The sequence below is a fragment of the Protofrankia sp. Cas3 genome (genome assembly GCF_963555955.1).
Lineage (GTDB): Bacteria > Actinomycetota > Actinomycetes > Frankiales > Frankiaceae > Protofrankia.
Window position 1 is genome coordinate 1 of record NZ_CAUVXP010000127.1, and the last position, 16,914, is coordinate 16,914.

Annotated in this window: 16 protein-coding genes and 1 pseudogene; 14 read left to right on the forward strand and 3 right to left on the reverse strand. The window is 67.3% G+C overall.

The genetic code is table 11. The annotated features are described in order from the left end of the window. Together U9983_RS20210 and U9983_RS20215 are read right to left on the reverse strand one after the other, a co-directional pair. A pseudogene (locus tag U9983_RS20210) lies at positions 1-218 on the reverse strand (short-chain dehydrogenase); the annotation flags it as partial. Positions 219-303: 85 nt separating this feature from the next. Continuing rightward, positions 304-1,311 (reverse strand): LLM class F420-dependent oxidoreductase, encoded by a 1,008-nt coding sequence (locus U9983_RS20215; protein WP_322751262.1) that lies wholly within the window; start codon positions 1,309-1,311, stop codon positions 304-306. Between the two features lie 149 nt (positions 1,312-1,460). Between U9983_RS20215 and U9983_RS20220 the strand changes: the two genes are divergently transcribed. Further along, on the forward strand, positions 1,461-2,462 hold the full coding sequence (locus U9983_RS20220; RefSeq protein ID WP_322755540.1) for an LLM class flavin-dependent oxidoreductase: 1,002 nt from the start codon (positions 1,461-1,463) through the stop codon (positions 2,460-2,462). Positions 2,463-2,549: 87 nt separating this feature from the next. Here the strand turns inward: U9983_RS20220 and U9983_RS20225 are convergent, their stop codons facing one another. Continuing rightward, positions 2,550-3,326, reverse strand: coding sequence for a FadR/GntR family transcriptional regulator (locus tag U9983_RS20225; RefSeq protein WP_322755541.1), 777 nt, complete (start codon positions 3,324-3,326; stop codon positions 2,550-2,552). 282 nt (positions 3,327-3,608) lie between these two features. On the opposite strand from U9983_RS20225, the gene U9983_RS20230 reads away from it, so the two are divergent. The 13 genes from U9983_RS20230 to U9983_RS20290 all read left to right on the forward strand — a co-directional run. Next, on the forward strand, positions 3,609-4,109 hold the full coding sequence (locus U9983_RS20230; RefSeq protein WP_322755542.1) for a DoxX family protein: 501 nt from the start codon (positions 3,609-3,611) through the stop codon (positions 4,107-4,109). A 103-nt stretch (positions 4,110-4,212) separates the two neighbouring features. Beyond that, positions 4,213-5,883: a DUF2142 domain-containing protein gene (locus U9983_RS20235; protein WP_322755543.1), complete on the forward strand. Its 1,671-nt coding sequence runs from the start codon at positions 4,213-4,215 to the stop codon at positions 5,881-5,883. A 22-nt stretch (positions 5,884-5,905) separates the two neighbouring features. Then, positions 5,906-8,197: a serine/threonine-protein kinase gene (locus U9983_RS20240; RefSeq protein WP_322755544.1), complete on the forward strand. Its 2,292-nt coding sequence runs from the start codon at positions 5,906-5,908 to the stop codon at positions 8,195-8,197. 846 nt (positions 8,198-9,043) lie between these two features. Beyond that, positions 9,044-11,770 carry a nitrate- and nitrite sensing domain-containing protein gene (locus U9983_RS20245; RefSeq protein ID WP_322755545.1) on the forward strand — a complete coding sequence of 909 codons (2,727 nt, stop codon included), beginning with the start codon at positions 9,044-9,046 and terminating at the stop codon, positions 11,768-11,770. Continuing rightward, a complete protein-coding gene (locus U9983_RS20250; protein WP_322747959.1) occupies positions 11,770-12,189 on the forward strand; it encodes a roadblock/LC7 domain-containing protein in 420 nt (139 codons plus the stop codon). The genes U9983_RS20245 and U9983_RS20250 overlap by 1 nt, the downstream gene beginning before the upstream one ends. 97 nt (positions 12,190-12,286) lie before the next feature. Then, complete coding sequence (locus U9983_RS20255) at positions 12,287-12,655, forward strand: DUF742 domain-containing protein (RefSeq protein ID WP_322755546.1); 369 nt, start codon at positions 12,287-12,289, stop codon at positions 12,653-12,655. Continuing rightward, a complete protein-coding gene (locus U9983_RS20260; RefSeq protein ID WP_322755547.1) occupies positions 12,636-13,268 on the forward strand; it encodes a GTP-binding protein in 633 nt (210 codons plus the stop codon). The genes U9983_RS20255 and U9983_RS20260 overlap by 20 nt, the downstream gene beginning before the upstream one ends. An 18-nt stretch (positions 13,269-13,286) precedes the next feature. After that, positions 13,287-14,375 (forward strand): LuxR C-terminal-related transcriptional regulator, encoded by a 1,089-nt coding sequence (locus U9983_RS20265; protein WP_322755548.1) that lies wholly within the window; start codon positions 13,287-13,289, stop codon positions 14,373-14,375. A 311-nt stretch (positions 14,376-14,686) separates the two neighbouring features. Continuing rightward, positions 14,687-15,013: a TcmI family type II polyketide cyclase gene (locus U9983_RS20270; protein ID WP_322755549.1), complete on the forward strand. Its 327-nt coding sequence runs from the start codon at positions 14,687-14,689 to the stop codon at positions 15,011-15,013. 237 nt (positions 15,014-15,250) lie between these two features. Beyond that, entirely contained in the window at positions 15,251-15,505 is a 255-nt protein-coding gene (locus U9983_RS20275; protein ID WP_322755550.1) for an acyl carrier protein, read from the forward strand. Positions 15,506-15,630: 125 nt separating this feature from the next. Continuing rightward, complete coding sequence (locus U9983_RS20280) at positions 15,631-15,987, forward strand: antibiotic biosynthesis monooxygenase family protein (protein WP_322755551.1); 357 nt, start codon at positions 15,631-15,633, stop codon at positions 15,985-15,987. 42 nt (positions 15,988-16,029) lie between these two features. Beyond that, the gene (locus U9983_RS20285) at positions 16,030-16,512 is read left to right on the forward strand and encodes an SRPBCC family protein (RefSeq protein WP_322755552.1); all 483 of its coding nucleotides are present in this window, start codon (positions 16,030-16,032) and stop codon (positions 16,510-16,512) included. Continuing rightward, the coding region (locus tag U9983_RS20290) for a cupin domain-containing protein (RefSeq protein ID WP_322755553.1) at positions 16,509-16,914 on the forward strand (406 nt) is incomplete at its 3' end. The genes U9983_RS20285 and U9983_RS20290, both read left to right, overlap by 4 nt.

Below are 16,914 nucleotides of genomic sequence, written 5' to 3' on the forward strand. Positions count from 1 at the left end.
CTGTCGAAGTTCGCGACCGCCTCGCCGCCCGCTGCGACGATCTCATCCACGACCTGCTGTGCGGGCCGCCCCTCGTCCTTGCCGGCACCGTCCCAGGCCACGCCCGGGTCGTTGACCACGATTCGGGCCCCCTGGCTCGCGAGCAGCAGCGCGTGCGCCCGGCCGAGACCGCGGCCCGCACCGGTCACAATGGCCGTCCTGCCGTCCAGCATGCTCATTTCTCTCCCTGATCGGTTACCCTGCGGTCACTGTCGACGGTTGGGCGATGAGCACTGCGGTGCCGAGCACTGCGGTGCCGAGCACTCAGCTGCGGACGGCGTCGAAGACCTCCGGCCACATGGCCGGGTCGCTCTCGTAGGTCGCATAGAAGGTGATCCGCGTGGCGACGTCGCCGTACCGTTCCCGCAGGCCCTTACCGACCTCCGCGGGTGAACCGACGACGGAGAACGTCCGAAGGATCTCGTCGTCGATCAGGTCGCCCATCTCCGACCAGCGATTCTGCTTGCTCATGCGGGTCAGCTCGGTCTGCAGGTCGCCCCAGCCGTGCAGCTCCAGGACCCCGCGGTAGGCCGGCGTGGAGGCGTAGAAGGCGATCTGCTTCTTCGTGCCGGCGATGGCGGTGGCAAGCTCGGCCTCGTTGCGGCCCACCGTCGCGAACGCCGGGCCGGCCAGGACGAAGTCCGACAGCGTCCGGCCGATCTTCGCCCGGCCCCGCTCCAGGGCCGGAATGGTGACCTCACGCAGGTAGCGCGGCGTCGAGAACGCATGGAAGAACATGCCGTCAGCAACTTCGGCGGCCACCTCGGTCATCAGCTCGCCGACGGCCGCGAGGTACACCGGCGGCGGGCCCCACTCGTGCGCCTCGGGAGAGAAGAACGGCGTCATGAGGGTGTGGGTGTAGAACTCGCCCTCGAACGACAGCGGTGTTGCGTTCTGCCACGTGTCCCAGATGGCACGCATGGCGAGCACGAACTCACGCATCCGGGCTGCCGGCCGCGACCACGGCATCGAGAAGCGCCGCTCGATATGCGGCTTGACCTGGGAACCCAGCCCGAGGACGAACCGCCCCCGGGAGTAGCGGGCAAGATCAAAACCTACGTTCGCCAGCGTCATCGGCGTCCGGGCGAAGGCGATCGCGATGGAGGTCCCGACCGTCAGATCCCGGGTGGCGTCAGCAGCCCGCAACGACAGCAGGAACGGATCGTGTCGTGTCTCGCCCACCCACAGGCCGTCGTACTCCGCGGCCTCGGCTTCCCGCGCGTTGCGATGGACGGCGTCGATGTCCTTTGGAAGCGTCGTATCGATCTTCACAGAGCCTCCCCGGCTGGCCGACAGGCGGCGCGCCGCACCCGGACGCACCCAAGGACATGAAGATGCCTCAGCTGTATTGTCTACCTTATTCATAGGCGAGGCGACCAGGCCTTCACGACCTGCCCGCCGTCCGGACGAAGGGGACCAGCATGCAGGTAGGCCTCTACTTCGACCTCCGCAACCCACCGGACCGCCGCCAGGACCCCACCCGCCTGTACGGGTTCACCCTGGAGATGTGCCAGGAGGCGGAACGACTGGGCGCGGACTCGGTCTGGGTGACCGAACACCACCTGTTCGATGACGGCTACCTCCCGCAACCGCTCACCTTCGCGGCAGCCATCGCGGCCTGCACACGCCGGGTACGCATCGGGACCGGCATCATGATCGCACCGCTGCACGCGGCGGTCGAGATCGCCGAGCAGGCGGCGGTGGTGGACATCATCAGCGGCGGCCGCCTCGACCTCGGCCTCGGCGCCGGCTACCGGATACCCGAGTTCGAGCTGTTCGGCGCCGACCCGGCGAAGCGGTACAGCGCCACCGACGGGCGGGTCCGCGAGCTGCGGCGGATCTGGGCCGACGGTCGGGTGACCCCGCGTCCCGTCCAGGACCGGCTGCCCATCTGGCTCGGGTACCTGGGACCCAAGGGCGCCCGGCGGGCCGGTCTGCTCGGTGAGAACCTGCTGTCGGCCTTCGGCGGGATCGCCGAGCCGTACCGGGAAGGGCTCGCGGAGGCCGGGCACGCCCCCGAGATCGCCCGGATGGGCGGCGGCATCCAGGGTTGGGTCAGCGACGACCCGGAACGCGACTGGCCGGTCGTGAGCAGGCATCTCGGCTACCAGCTCGACTCCTACCGCCGGCACATGGTGGAGGGAACCGACACCCCGACGCCACGGCCAGTCGATCCCGACCGCATCCGGGCTCGCGAAGCATCCAAGAGCCCGCTCGACTACTTCCACTACGGCACGCCCGAGGATGTCGCAAGCAGCATCCGGGCCTTCGTCGGCGACGCGCCGGTTGACACCGTGTACCTGTGGGCCTCCCTCGGCGGGATGCCCGAGGAGCTCGTAGCCCAGCACGTCAACGTCGTGTGCACCCGTCTCGCGCCGCTGCTGCGCGCGGTGGATGCACCTACGCCGCCACCGGCCGGGTAGGCGGCCACCTGAGGACGGATCCCCCACGGGAACGCTGGATTTTCGGGGAAACCCTATCTTCCACCGGCGCGACAATCGGTGCCGGCCTCAACCGAGCACGTCAAGGACGCTGGCCTCATCGAAATGCTCCAGGACGACCTGGTTGGTCTCCACCAGATGGCGTCGCCAGAAAACCTCCGCCCCGGTGGCGTCACCGGCCGCAATGAGATCGACCAGCCGCCGATGCGCACGCAGGGCGAGATCGTCCTCATGGAACTCCGCCCCGCTACCGGACGGCAGCGTGGCCCGATGCGCCATCGTCACGCCGGTGACCAGATGACGCAACATTCTCGTCAGCACCGCCAGGGTATGGTTACCGGCCAGCTCCACCATTGTCTCGTGGAAGTCGGTGTGCGCCGGAATCAGACTCTCCGGACCGGCCAGGCGCTGCTCGTCGGAATCGAGATGCGCCGTAAGCGCCTCGATATCCCGCCGGCGCCGCCGCGCCGCCAGCAGCCGGGCCGCCGGTGGTTCAATCACCGAACGGGCTTCCAGCACGTCGGCAACAGTCACATTGTCGTGTTGGAGGACCAGTCCCACAAAATGCGCCGCCACATCGCCATTTGGAACATGCACCCGCGCCCCGCCGTGCGCACCGCGGCGCACGCCGATCAGACCCTCGGACTCCAACACCCGGAACGCCTCGCGCAGCGTCGGCCGCGAAACATCGAACCGCGCCATCAGGGACGCCTCGTTGGGGAGGCCGTCACCTTCTCGAAGATCACCGCGGATAATCTGCCGACGCAGGGCGGCCGCCACCAGCTCAGCGGTCTTGGGCACCCGGACGTGACCAGTCGCGTCGATGTCGGCGGGTCGTCTGTTCATCAACCCATCGTATAGTTCATTCAGCCATCACCGAAGCATCTTGGGCATAGCCGTCGCGCCGGCGCCGTGGGGTAGCAGCCGGTGTGACCCGTGGGCTGCCCCGGGCCCCACGGCAGCCCGTACCACCGCCGCCCGGCGCGGGCCCCGGGTAGACAAACATGGCGAAGTGCGGTGTACACACCATAGTCTCCTCATCCGCACCCACTGCCCTGCTCCAGCCGCCCTCCTACCTCCGCCGCCGCGGGCAGCACCGACCCGCCAGTTCTTCCCCAGGAGTATGAAATGACCCATATCGATACAGCCATCCTTCTGATTCGCCTCTGCGTGGGTCTCACCCTGGTCGCCCACGGATGGAACCATCTGTTCGGCGGTGGCCGGATAGCGGGCGCAGCCGGCTGGTATGGGTCCATGGGCCTGCGCCCGCCGCTCGTGCAGGCCTGGATGTCGGTGCTGTTCGAGTTCGCGGCGGGCATCGGCCTCGCCGCCGGCTTCCTCACGCCGCTGGCCGCGTCAGCCGCCGTCGGCCTCATGGCGGTCGCGGGAGTGGTTGCACACCGGCGGAACGGCTTCTTCGTGTTCCGCGAGGGCTACGAGTACGTCCTGATGATCGCCGTGATCGCGATCGGGATCGCCACCGCAGGCCCGGGCAAAGCCTCGCTCGACCACGCGATCGGCCTGGGCGGAGCCGGCTGGGCCGGCTTCACGATCTCCACCGGTGTCGGTCTCGCGGGGGCCGCCGCGCTCCTGGCGACCAGCTGGCGGCCACAGCCCGTCAAACAATAAGAGCAGGCTATTGTTACCCCGCGCGCCGGAGCGCCCGGACGTCACGGCGCGTGGATTTCTTCATGTTGTCGACGAAAAATTTCCCAGGTGGCGGTACGTACGGATGAGAAGAACGCGGTTGCCCGGCGCCCGGAGGAACCGCGCGCCGGAGCTCCTCCTCAGCGCACTGTTCGGATGGATCCTGCTGTGGGCACTGACAAATCCGCCGGGAACCGCTCCGGATGAGCCGAGCCATTACGCGAAGGTCGTGGCGGCGGGACACGGAGACATAGTCGGTGCCACCGTCCCGTTCGCGGAAATACAGGCGCTGCGAGCATTCAACGAGGATTCGCTCCGTCAGGTCCGTAACGCCTACCGAAGCTTCCTGCTGCCAACCGACCTCCGCGTCACGACGAATCCTCCGTGTACCGCGTTGCACCTGGATGCGTCGGCGACCTGCCTGCGCCGGCCGGCGGTCGTTCCAAACGGTCGGGTCAACAGCATTGTCGGAGCGTATCCACCCTGGCTGTACATACCCGCGGGAGTACTCACCCGGGCCGCCTGGTCGGTTCAGTCCGGCTACGTCCTGGCGCGCCTGGGGTCCGCCTTCGTCTCGGCGGGGTTGCTCGGCGCCGGCCTGTGGCTTCTGCTGGGCGGGCAACCGCCGGACCGGATACGCAGTCAACGGCCCCTGCTGCTGGCCGGCTTCGCGGTCGCGGTCACCCCGATGGTGCTCTTCCTCAGTTCGCAGGCGGGTACCAGCGGCGCAGAGGTCACCGGGGCGATCGCGTCCATCGCGGCGGTGCTGCGCCTGTCCCGTGCCCAACAGCCCACGGCCCGAACCTGGTTGGTCGCCGGCGCCGTCCTGGCCACCACCGCGCTGAGCCGTCCGCTTGCTCCGCTGTGGGTGGCTTTCGCGATCACGATCGGGATCGGCCGTCTCGGCGGACCCGCGGTGCTGATGCGAGTACGCGGGGCTGGCCGACCCGCGGCCGCGGCGGTGACGGTCGTCGGGGCGGGGATCGCCGCAACGGTGCTCTGGACGCAGGCTCTGTCGCTGCGGACCCCGGTTCTGTGGGGCCGTCTCGGCCACGGTCTCGCGGTCGCGATCGGCCTCGCCCCACAGTCCGCGCGCCAGGCCGTCGGGGTTTTCGGCTGGCAGTCGATCCCCATCCCGGGCGCCGTGTACTGGCTGTGGGGGCTACTGGCAGCAGGGCTCTTCCTCGCCGCGTTCGCGCTCGGCGGTCGGCGCGATCGCGCGCTGCTTGCGGGCAGTCTCACGGTGGTCGTGGCCGGCTACGAACTGCTCGCCGCGGCCGTGTTCATCCAGAACGGCTTCGGCATGCAGGGCCGGTACGTTCTACCCGCGCTGGTGATGCTGCCCCTGCTGTCGGTGGAGGTGCTCGCCGACCGACTGCCCGCGCGCCTGAGCGGGCATGCGGCCACGGTGGCTACCGGCGTCATCGCCATGACCGCGGTCAGCCAGTTTGTCGCATGGGTCGCCAACAGCCGTCGGTACGCGGTCGGCGTGGACGGACCGCTGTGGTTCGTATCGGGCTCGGCGTGGTCGCCATCGGGCGGCTGGCTTGTATGGCTGGTCCTGGCCTGCCTGCCGGTCATGATGACCTTTGCCGCGGCCCGGTCATCCGCCGCTGTGCGGCCCGACCGACCGCACAGTCCGGGTGCCCACCGCCACGCCGCGACCGACGATGCCGACGATGCCGAGAACCGAACGACGCAGCCGACGCCACCGGGCAATCCAGGTGGCATGCTGCACTTGGACAACTCGGCGTAGAAAAGATCGCGGAGGGGGCGCCGTGGCTGTTGCGCCAGAGGCCAGCCGCATCGTGGCCAGCCGGTACCGGCTCATCGAACGGCTCGGCACCGGCGGAATGGGCACGGTCTGGCGCGCCTTTGACGAGGTGCTGCTGACCGAGGCGGCCCTCAAGGAGGTCGACCTCGGCGGTGATCTTGATCCGTTCGAGCGGGCCGACCGGGTTGAAAGGGCCTTGCGAGAGGCCCGGCATGCCGCGCGGCTGCGGGGCCATCCACACGTGGTGACCATCCTCGACGTGGTTGTCGAGGATGGTCTGCCGTGGATCGTCATGGAGCTGGTGCCGTCGCAGTCGCTGTTCCAGCTGGTTCGCGATCACGGCCCGCTCCCCGTCGCCGAGGTGGCCCGCATCGGCATCGGGATCGGCGACGCCCTGTCCGCCGCGCATGCGTTCGGGATTCTGCACCGCGATGTGAAGCCCTCGAACGTGCTGATCGGAACGGGCGGCCGAGTGGTCCTGACCGACTTCGGCATCGCGACCCGTGACAGCGACTCCGCGCTCACCGTCACCGGAGTGCTCGGAACACCGTCGTACATGTCGCCAGAGCGGTTGAACGGCGATCTGGCGACACCCGAGGCGGACCTGTTCGGCCTCGGCGCGACCCTCTACTTCGCCGTGGAGGGGAAGCCACCGTTCTACCGGGAGACCTTTGCCGCGATGGTGGCGGCGATCCTGTTCCAGCCCCCGTCGCCGACCGACCGGGCGGGCCCGCTGGCCGACGTCCTCGCCGGTCTGCTGGACAAGGATCCGCGTACCCGGCTGACGTCCCGCCAGACCCGCGGACTCCTGATCGACATCGCGACGGCACGGCCACCGGTCGACGCGCCGCCCCCAGCCAGTGACCCGGCGCGTCCGAGTGGACACCCACGGATCATCAGCCGGGACGACATCGGCCCGCACTACGCCTTCGACAGGGCACCAGGGAACGCGGCACCCGGGCTCCCGGCGACCGCCCGAGATTTCCGGGCCATCCCCGCTGATCCGGCCGACCGACCCGTCGACCGGCCGGCCGATGAACGCGATGTACTCGCGCCGCCGTCCAACCTGACCGCCACGCAGGAAGACGGCGCAGTGGTCCTGCGATGGAGCCCGCCGGAATCGTCCGGCCCGGTGTCCTTCCGCGTCCTGCGGGTGGTGGCGGACCCGGCCGCTCCTGGCGGGCGGTTCGAACGCAGCCTCGGCACGACCGGCTCGACCGAGCTGTCCGACGCGGGCGTCCCACGCGGCGTGACACTCTGGCACGAGGTGATGTCGGCAGCCGCGGGCCGACGCTCTGCGCCGGCCCGCACCCCGCCACTGATGATTGCTCCGGAGGTCACCGAGCTGCGTGCCCGGATGGACGGCGACGGCGTCGCCCTGTCCTGGACCTTCACAGCGGGATACGACGATGTGCTGGTCGAACGGGCCTTTGACGAGTCGTCGTCGTTTCACGGCGCCACCCGTCGGGTTCGCGCCGCCGGTGGCGGCCATGTCGACCGTGACGTGCAGACCGGGGCCACCTACCGCTATCGGGTCCGGGTGTCCTACCCGGACCCGCTCGGGGCGCTGGCCCACACCGCGGGCGTGGACGTGGTCCTGAAGGTGATCGCCAGACCGCGTCCGGTGCTGGACCTTGAAGCGAACAGTGATGGCGCGATGACAACCCTGCGGTGGACGACTGTCCCCGGCGCCCTGGTGCGGATCTACGCCACCGAGGCGTCCGCGGACTTATCCGGGCACCCGCTGAACCAGCCGCCCGACGGTGACCTCTGCGCGACTGATCCGTTCCTCGCGACGGGCCCGTTCGGCCCGGTCGACCAGGAGCTGCCCGCGGACTCGTTGGACGGGCGTGAACACCTGGTCGGCTCGAGCCGGCGCGGACGTCTCACCGTGACCGCCGCCGGCAGGCCGGTCGTGTACACCCCGGTCAGCATCGCCGGGAACCGGGCGGTGCTTGGCCGTTCGACCCACCACCTACCCGTCGAAGGCATCCATGGGTTGCAGGCCGTCGACCGTGGCAACAAGATCGTCCTGACGTTCCAGATGCCACCTGGGATCACCGAAGCCCGCGTGCTGTGGCGCCATGACACGATGCCGACCGGGCCGGACGATCCAGCCGCCCAGAGCGCAAAGGTCACCAACGCGAGTCTGGAGATCAGAGGTGGCTGGCACCTGGGCGCACCTGAGCCCGGGCTCACCTACCACTTCGCCGTGTATCCGCTGATCCGGTCGGCGGGTGGGGTCAGGGCGCTACCCACCGGCGCCCATGTGGTGGCCCGCGCCGGCTCCCGTTGACGACCCGGGCGCGGTCGGCCGCCGCCGCCGAACGGGAGCGCCCCGATCAGCTCGACAGAAAAGCTATCTGGCAGGCGACAAACGGATACCTTCCCGCCATCAAAAATTTTAGAATACCAATGAATGCGTTGCATTAGATAGCCAATTACCGATCGTCATGTGATCGACCACGAACGCTGTGAATCTGCATCGCGACCCGCCTTCCCCGCGTTGCTCGTCCTCCCGGGCACACGGGGACAAGAACGGGACACATGCCAGACCATTTCGGGGCCGCTTGAAACCTCCCGGAAACAGGCGCACCGGACTATGATCACGCGGCCTTCGACCGATCGGCGTGCTCGGATCCCGCCATTTTCGATACTGGCTCACTGGCACCAATTCTCCCCGCGATGAGTTCCGTGGCCCGATCGTGATCCCCGCAGGCGCGTAGCGGGCACCCGCCGGCCACCCACCGGCATCCAGACCGAGCTCGCCAGATGTGCATCCGTTGCTGATGCCACCACGGACGCCCGACCTGTCTCATGCAGAAGACAGAACCGCACAAACAGACGAGTAGCATCATTGGTGAAACAGAGGGATACCCAACAATTCATCATGGGAACGCCTTTTGGCGCCGATGATCGGGCGGCGACCATGCCGGGACCTCAGCCTGCAGGCACCCGAACCTGTTGGGTGTACCCCCGCCCAACCCGGACTAATCCCCCGGGTAGAGTCGTCTCGCCCACGGGGGGAGACCAGTGGGTTACGGTTTTCGCCCCACGCCGTGGCACGGCCGGGACACGAAGGCCACACACGAACGCTCGCCCCAACGAGGCGCCAAGGCACGGCGTCGGACGAGAGGACCGGATGCTCCAGAACTGGCCAATCCGCTCCAAGTTGGTCGCCATTCTCATCCTTCCGCTGGTGGCGCTGACGATTTTCAGCGCCATCCAGGTGCGCACCAACCTCGCGAGTGTCAGCGCAAGCGATCGGATCCGGACCCTCGCGGATTTCTCCGTCAAAGTTAACGATCTTATCGACGCACTCCAGGAAGAACGCTATGCAACCTCGACCTTCGTAGGTAGTGGATTCCGGAGCGGTGCCGAGGACACGCTGGCCAGACGTGGCCCGACCGACACGGCACTCGGGACATACCAAACTGAGGCGGCCGGGCTCCCCGCGAGCGCGACCAAGGACCTGCAAGCCGTCCTGGGCAGCATCCAGCGCGAACTGGGCACGCTTCCCGATCACCGGCAGGCGGTCGACCAGAAACAGGTCGACCGCACGAAGAACGCGACCTTCTACAACAAGATCATCACAGACCTGCTGGGCCTCATCGCCCAGGTCGGACTCGGCACCGACAATGCCGAGCTGGTCAGCCACGCGGCGAGCCTCACCAGCATGACACGGGCGAAGGAAGCAGCCGCCCAGCAACGCGGCAACGTCTCGATCATCATCTTCCACCAGAGCAGCGTCGCGGTCATCAAACTGATCCAGTCCAACGCCGGCGCCGAGGATGCCTGGATCGCCCAGTTCCGCACCACCGCCTCCCAACAGCAGCAGGACTTCTACGACAAAACGATCGGTTCGACCGCGAACAGCGTGTCGCAGATGCGCGACGGCGTCGTCTTCGCGACCCAGCTGGACCAGCAGATCACCGTCGACCCCCTGCAGTGGGTCAAGGCCACCGAGGACAAGCTCGCCCGGATGAGCACGGTGGAAAACCAGCTCTCGACCGACCTGACGAACCAGAGCAACGCGATCGCCTCGACCGCGACCCGGGGCGCCTGGCTCGGTGGACTAGCGGTGGCGCTGGTTCTCGCCGTGTCGATCGGCATCTCGCTGCTCGTGGCGAGCCCGATGATCCGCCAGCTGCGGCGCCTGCGGGGGGCGGCTCTGGAGGTGGCGAACAAGAGCCTTCCAGATGTCGTGGAACGGCTGCACAAAGGCGAAGCGGTGAACATCGAGGCCGAGGCCTTCCCCTTGGCCATCCGCACCAAGGACGAGATCGGCCAGGTGGCGGACGCCTTCACGACCGTCCACCGGGTGGCTGTGCGGACGGCTGTCGAACAGGCGGCGATGCGCAAGAGCATCGGCGACACGTTCCTCAACCTGGCCCGCCGCAGCCAGGCACTCATCCACCGCCAACTCAAAGTCATCGACGGGCTGGAGCGCAAGGAGACCGACCCCGACGAGCTGGCTGAGCTGTTCCGGCTCGACCACCTCGCGACGCGCATGCGGCGTCACGCCGAAGACCTCATCGTGCTGTCCGGATCGAAACCAGCCCGTGGCTGGCGCCGGCCGGTCCCGCTCAAGGACGTCGTCCGCGGTGCGGTCGCTGAGGTGGAGGACTACACCCGCGTCAAGGTGCTGCCGATCTCCGGTTCCGCCGTCGGTGGCCACGCGGTCGGTGACGTGATCCACATGCTCGCCGAGCTGATCGAGAACGCCACCTCCTTCTCGCCACCGCACACGCCCGTCCACGTCTCCGGACACGAGGTCTCCAACGGCTGTGTGGTCGAGGTCGAAGACCGCGGTCTCGGCATGACCGACGAGGAATACAGCGCGGTCAACGAACGGCTGAGCAACCCACCCCCCTTCGATCTGCAAACCAGTGAGCGACTCGGCCTGTTCGTCGTCGGCCGCCTGGCCCAGCGGCACAGCATCCAGGTCCAGCTGCGGCCGTCACCGTACGGCGGGACCCTCGGCATCGTTCTACTGCCCACAGCGCTGCTGCGGGCCGCTGACGGAACCACCATCGAGTCGAACCCGGCGACGCACGAAGAGGCCGCTGGACCGGTCCCCGCCGGCTCGTTCGCGAGCTCCTTCGACGGCTCCGCCGAACCCGATGAGTTCGGTGATCTGATGTCCGTGGGCGCGCCGGTGGCGGCATCGAGTAACGGAAGCGGCGATGACCGGCCGCTCATGGACGATCTGCCTGTGTTCGCCACGATCCGCTCAAGCTGGTTCGTCTCCGAGCGGGAGGCGACCGGCGGCTTCAGCAACGGCAACCACGGCGAACCCTCCCGCCCGCGGCCGCGGCTCAGCCCGTCGGCGGAGCCCGATGACTGGGCGGAACTCCCGGGCCCGTCGATCCAGTTGCCCGACTCGTCGGATCAGTGGGGTCAACCGCCGGACACCGGTGCCCACCGGGCCGAGCCAGCCGGCCCCTGGGACGAGCCGGTCGACACCTCGACCCAGTGGGCCACCGGCGGGTTCAGCGACAGCGGCGTGTCCGATCGGGTTCACGCCCCCGACTCCCCGTCGTTCCCACCGGCGCCATCGTTCTCCCAACCGTCGTTCTCCCAACCATCGTCGTTCTCACCGGGACCGTCATCCACGCCGGCATCGGCATTGCCGCCCGCCGAGACGGCGAGAACCGACACGGGTCTGCCGAAGCGGAAGCGACGAGCAAGCCTGGCGCCCGAGCTGCGGGGAGCGCCCGTGACCGACGCCACGACACCGCCGGTCCTTGCCGGGCCGCGATCACCAGAGGAAATCCGGAACATGATGTCGTCCTTCCAGGCCAACTTCGGTCGAGGCCTGCAGGCCGGACCCAATCCGAACGGCGACGACGCCAGGAAGGTGATGTGATGCGCCATATCGGCCCGGCCGAAAACATGAGCTGGCTGTTGAACAACCTGACCCGAAAAGTACCGGAGGTGACCTACGCAATCGTGCTGTCAGCGGACGGTCTCCTGTTGGCGACGTCGAACGGTATGGACCGCACGACCGCCGACCAGCTCGCGGCGGTCGCGTCGGGATTCAACAGCCTCGCCCGGGGCGCCGGGCGATTCTTCCGCGGCGGCAACGTCCGCCAGACGATCGTCGAGATGGAACAGGGATTCCTGTTCGTCACCGCTGTCGGCGACGGGTCGTGTCTGGCCATTCTGAGCACGCCCGGATCGGATATCGGTCTGATCGCGTACGAAATGGCCCTTCTGGTCATCCGTGTCGGTGAGTTCCTGAGCCCCGAGCTACGCGCCGAAATGCAGGCGGCATTGCCGCGCTGAGCGCCACCCCGGTCGGCTGAAGGCGACGCGATGACGGCTCTGTCGCGTCGCCGGAAACCCCGCGGGAACCGAACCCACGCCCTGATCAGGAGGACCGGTGGACGAGGAGTGGTATGACGAGGATGCAGGTCCGGTCGTCCGCCCCTACGCCGTCACCGGCGGCCGAACGCGGCCGGCGGCCAATCGTGCGCTGGAGCTGGTAGCTCTGGTGTCGACGACGGCGCACGGACGGGCAATGGTCCGGAGCCTCGATCCAGAGCAGCAGGACATCCTGATGCTCTGCCGGAGCATCCAGTCGATCGCGGAGATCTCCGCCCAGCTCAATCTTCCGATCGGCGTGGCACGCGTCCTCGTCGGCGACATGATCGACGCTGGTTTCGTACACGTCACCCGCCCGGCCCGACCGACCGAGCGTCCCGACGTAGCGCTGATGGAGAAGGTGCTCGATGGACTTCAGACCCTCTAGAACAGATACCACCGGCCCCGCGCCCAATGCCGTCAAGATAATAATTGCCGGTGGATTCGGCGCCGGAAAGACGACGTTTGTCGGTACGGTCAGCGAGATCCCCCCGCTCACGACCGAAGCGGCCCTGACCTCGGCGAGCGTCGGAATCGACGACACATCGCAGGTCAGCTCCAAGACCACAACCACGGTTGCCATGGACTTCGGTCGGATCACCCTGCTTGACAGTGTGATCCTCTACCTGTTCGGCACTCCCGGCCAGGACCGTTTCTGGTTCATGTGGGACGAGCTGGTCCTCGGTGCCATCGGCGCGATCGTGCTCGTGGACACCCGCCGGCTCTCGGACTCGTTCCCGGCGGTCGACTACTTCGAGGAGCGCGATATTCCGTTCCTGGTGGCGGTCAACCAGTTCGACGGGTCGAAGGAATACACACTCGACGACGTACGCAACGCTCTTGACATCGACGCTCGGAGGCCCATCGTGTTCTGCGACGCCCGTCGGCGGGAATCCGTGCGCCAGGCCCTGGTCGCACTGGTCCGCCACGCTCTGGATGTCGTGGCAGCCGAGACCCGACACCGGGGTCTGCTGTCCGAGGCCAGCGCCCACGTCGACTAGCGGGAGCGGGAGAGGAAGGTGCTTGATCTTCTCGGCCTCGACGACGTCGCCCTCGCCTCCTACCGGTTGTGGCTACGGCACGAGGACCTGACCACCGAGGACGTGGGCCTGGCCCTCGGGCTCCCCGCAAGCATCATCGCCCGGGCCCGCGACAGGCTGGTCGAGCTCTCGCTGTTGGTCATGTCCCGTGATCATCCGGGCCGCCTCGTCGCCGTGCACCCCGAGGTCCCCCTGGAACAACTGATCCGCCAGCAGCACGACCAGCTCATCCGCCGGCAGGAGCAGCTCGTCCGCGCGCGCCTGCAGGTGAGCACCCTGGTCGCCGACTACCTCCAGGGTCGCCAGCCCGGCGACTCCGGTAGCGAGGTGGAACACCTGGACAGCGCCGACGCGGTAAAGATCAAATTCATGGAACTGGTGACCAGTGCGGAACGGGAGGTACTCGCGGTGCACACCCAGCCTGGGCTGCAGCCGGCCGCGACCCCGGAGGGTACCCGGGCGCTCCTACGGGCGCTGGAACGCGGGGTCACCATGCGCAGTATCTGTTCCCGTCCGGCGCGGTCGGATGACGCAACCGCCGCGTACCTGCGCACCGCTGCAGCGCACGGCCTGGATCTACGGGTGGTCGACACCGCTCCGGTGGACCTCACCACCGTCGACCGCCAACTCGGACTTGTCCTGCTGATGCCAGGTCCGAACAAGAGCGCTGCGCTGCTGCTCCGCGAGCCGGCGCTGACCAATCTGGTCGTCATGTTGTTCGATCAGATGTGGGGGCTCGCCGAGCCTGTCGGGTTTGGCGGCGACGCGCTCGAGGGACCCGATGCGCTCGAGGGACCCAACACGTCCGCGTCTGGCGACGGTCCAGTCCATCGTGCCATAGACGATCACGACTATGGGAGTTTCGACCCCGAGGGCAGGGAGCCGACAGACTCCGAACGCGTGCTTCTGCGGCTCCTGAGCCTCGGTGCCAAGGACGAGGCCGCGGCCCGTCACCTCGGCGTGTCAGTCCGCACCGTGCGACGGATGATCGCCGATCTCATGCGCCGGATGGACGCGCGCAGCCGCTTCCAGGCCGGCATCCTCGCGGCGGAGCGGGGATGGTTATAGCAGAATTGGATGTTTAGATGTTCCATCTTGGCATTAAGTTGCCACTACATGTTCCTGCCAGATCAATTTCGAGACACGAGCGGCCCAATACAGCATGCTTCCGTAGGGACAGAGACGAGGTCAGCGCTAGATCGCTGATCAAATCCTGGGACAGGCCCGCGCCGACGGTCCTGTCATATCGTCAACACATGCCGGCGCCGATGCGACACCGATGTTGCACGCGCCTGCCCGAGCTCTTCCAGATATAGTCAGGGAGCACGAGTGTCAAGGTTCTACGGTCAGGTTTGCCCAACTGCTTCCGGGCCCGCCCGATGACACACCGGACTCTTATCGTCGCCCGCATGGACGCTGGCGACGAGGCCGCCGTCGCCGATATCTTCCGCGAGTCCGACGATGGGCAGCTGCCCCACATGCTGGGTGTTGTCCGACGAAATCTGTTCAGTTTTCACGGGCTGTATTTCCACCTGATAGAAGCGGCTGACGACGTCGCCCCCGCGCTGCCCGCCATTCGCGAGCACCCGCTGTTCGTCGACGTTAACACAAAGCTGGAGAAGCACATCACCGCGTACGACCCGGAAACCTGGAGCAGCCCGCGGGACGCAATGGCTCGGAACTTCTACGCATGGGCCGCCGACTGACCGACAGATCGACCGGGCGTCGAGCCGCTCGACCTACGACGACGTGGGTGTGACTCTTACTTCGCGCCACCGCTCGAGCCCCGGAGCTCGAGGTCCGGTGAACCGACGGGTGCCCGATCAGTGTTCATCTCCGCGTGCCCGAAACGCCCGCGGACCCGCCGACAGCGCCGTCCGGCCCCACGCCCTGGTCAGCGTGACCAGCATCACAGCGTGACCGCCGTCGCAAAGGAGAGTGTCATGACACACACATGGAACGCCGACCGGCTGCTCGACTTTCTCATCGAACAGACCGTGCTCGCCGCCGACGACCGGCCGGCCCACCTTGACGTCACGTTCGCCGAGGTCGGCATGGACTCATTGGCCTACCTGCACCTGCAGACCGTCGTCTTCGACACATTCGGCGTCGAGCTGCCCGCGGAACCGCCCGCCGACTACACCCTCGACCAGATCCTCACCGCAATCAAGGTCACCGCCGAGCAGGTTGTCGCCTAAGCGGAGATCTTCGCCGCATCGAAAGACGGGCAGCCGGTACGGCACCCGCGTTCAGAGGTGTCAATCGAGCCATGGTCCAGCGCTGTGGCCCGGTCGCAGGATGAACACACGAGTGGAGGAAGCTGATGGGCCGATCCAACCCTTTCCGGGTCATGCTTACGCAACAGATCCTACCGGGTCGGGAGCGCGAGTTCGAGGAGACCTGGCTGGAGGTCGCCCCCATTGCCGCCGCCCGCCCGGCGAATCTCGGCGCATCATTGATTCGTTCCGCAAGCGAGCCGGGCACCTACTACATCGTCGGCGACTGGATCGACGAGGACGCGTTCCGCGAGTTCGAGAGCAGCACTGAACACCGGGAGTCCCGCAAGCGGCTGCACGCACTGCGCACCAGCTTCTCGATAGCCGCCGGAACCGCGGTGGCCCACCTACCCGGGGCGGGCGCCGCCGAACCCTCGACGAACCAGGTAAATCATCAGAAATGATGACCTGAATCAGTAGGTATATCGCCGACCAAACGGAGAATGATGGCAGCCCACACCGACAACTCGATCTTGATCGATGCCGACATCGATCTCGTCTGGACGATGACAAATGATCTCGAAAGCTGGCCGAATCTTTTCACCGAGTACGCCTCGGTAGAAATTCTTGAACACCGCGACCAGACTTTCAGGTTCCGCCTAACGATGCACCCGGATGCGGACGGGAGGGTCTGGAGCTGGGTTTCGGAACGGACCCTGGACCCGGACAAGCACCGTGTCCAGGCGCACCGCGTCGAAACAGGACCGTTCGAGTTCATGAACATCGAATGGACATACGAACCGGAAGGCGCCGGCACCAGGATGCGCTGGGTTCAGGACTTCCGCATGCGCCCGGAGGCACCCGTCGACGACGAGTGGATGACCAACAACATCAACAACAACAGTCGGCGGGAGATGGGTGTCATCCGCGACAAGGTCGAACGAGCAGCCCGCGCCGCAAAGCCCCTTGGATCCGAGGAGACGCAGTGACCGTGACCGCCCCTGACCAGGCCACCAGGCCGACCGTGGTGTCCATCCACGATGTCCCGGCCAACCGTCGCCGTGGCGGTGACATCCGCACCCTGCTGTCCCCGGCGACAGTGGGCGCGAAGTCCGGCTTCCTCGGCACTCTCACGCTGGCGCCCGGCGAGATCGTCACCGAGCACTGGCATCCGTACTCCGAGGAGTTCCTGTACTGCGTATCCGGAAGTGTCACCGCGCGACTCGACGGCGAGCACACCACGTTGCCGGCAGAGCACGGACTACTCATCCCGATCGGCATGCGGCACCGGATCGTCAACGAGGGCGGCGAGACAGCCTTCCTCGTCTTCCACCTGAGTCCCCTGGCGCCTCGCCCGGACCTCGGCCACGTGGACACCGAACCGCTTCCCC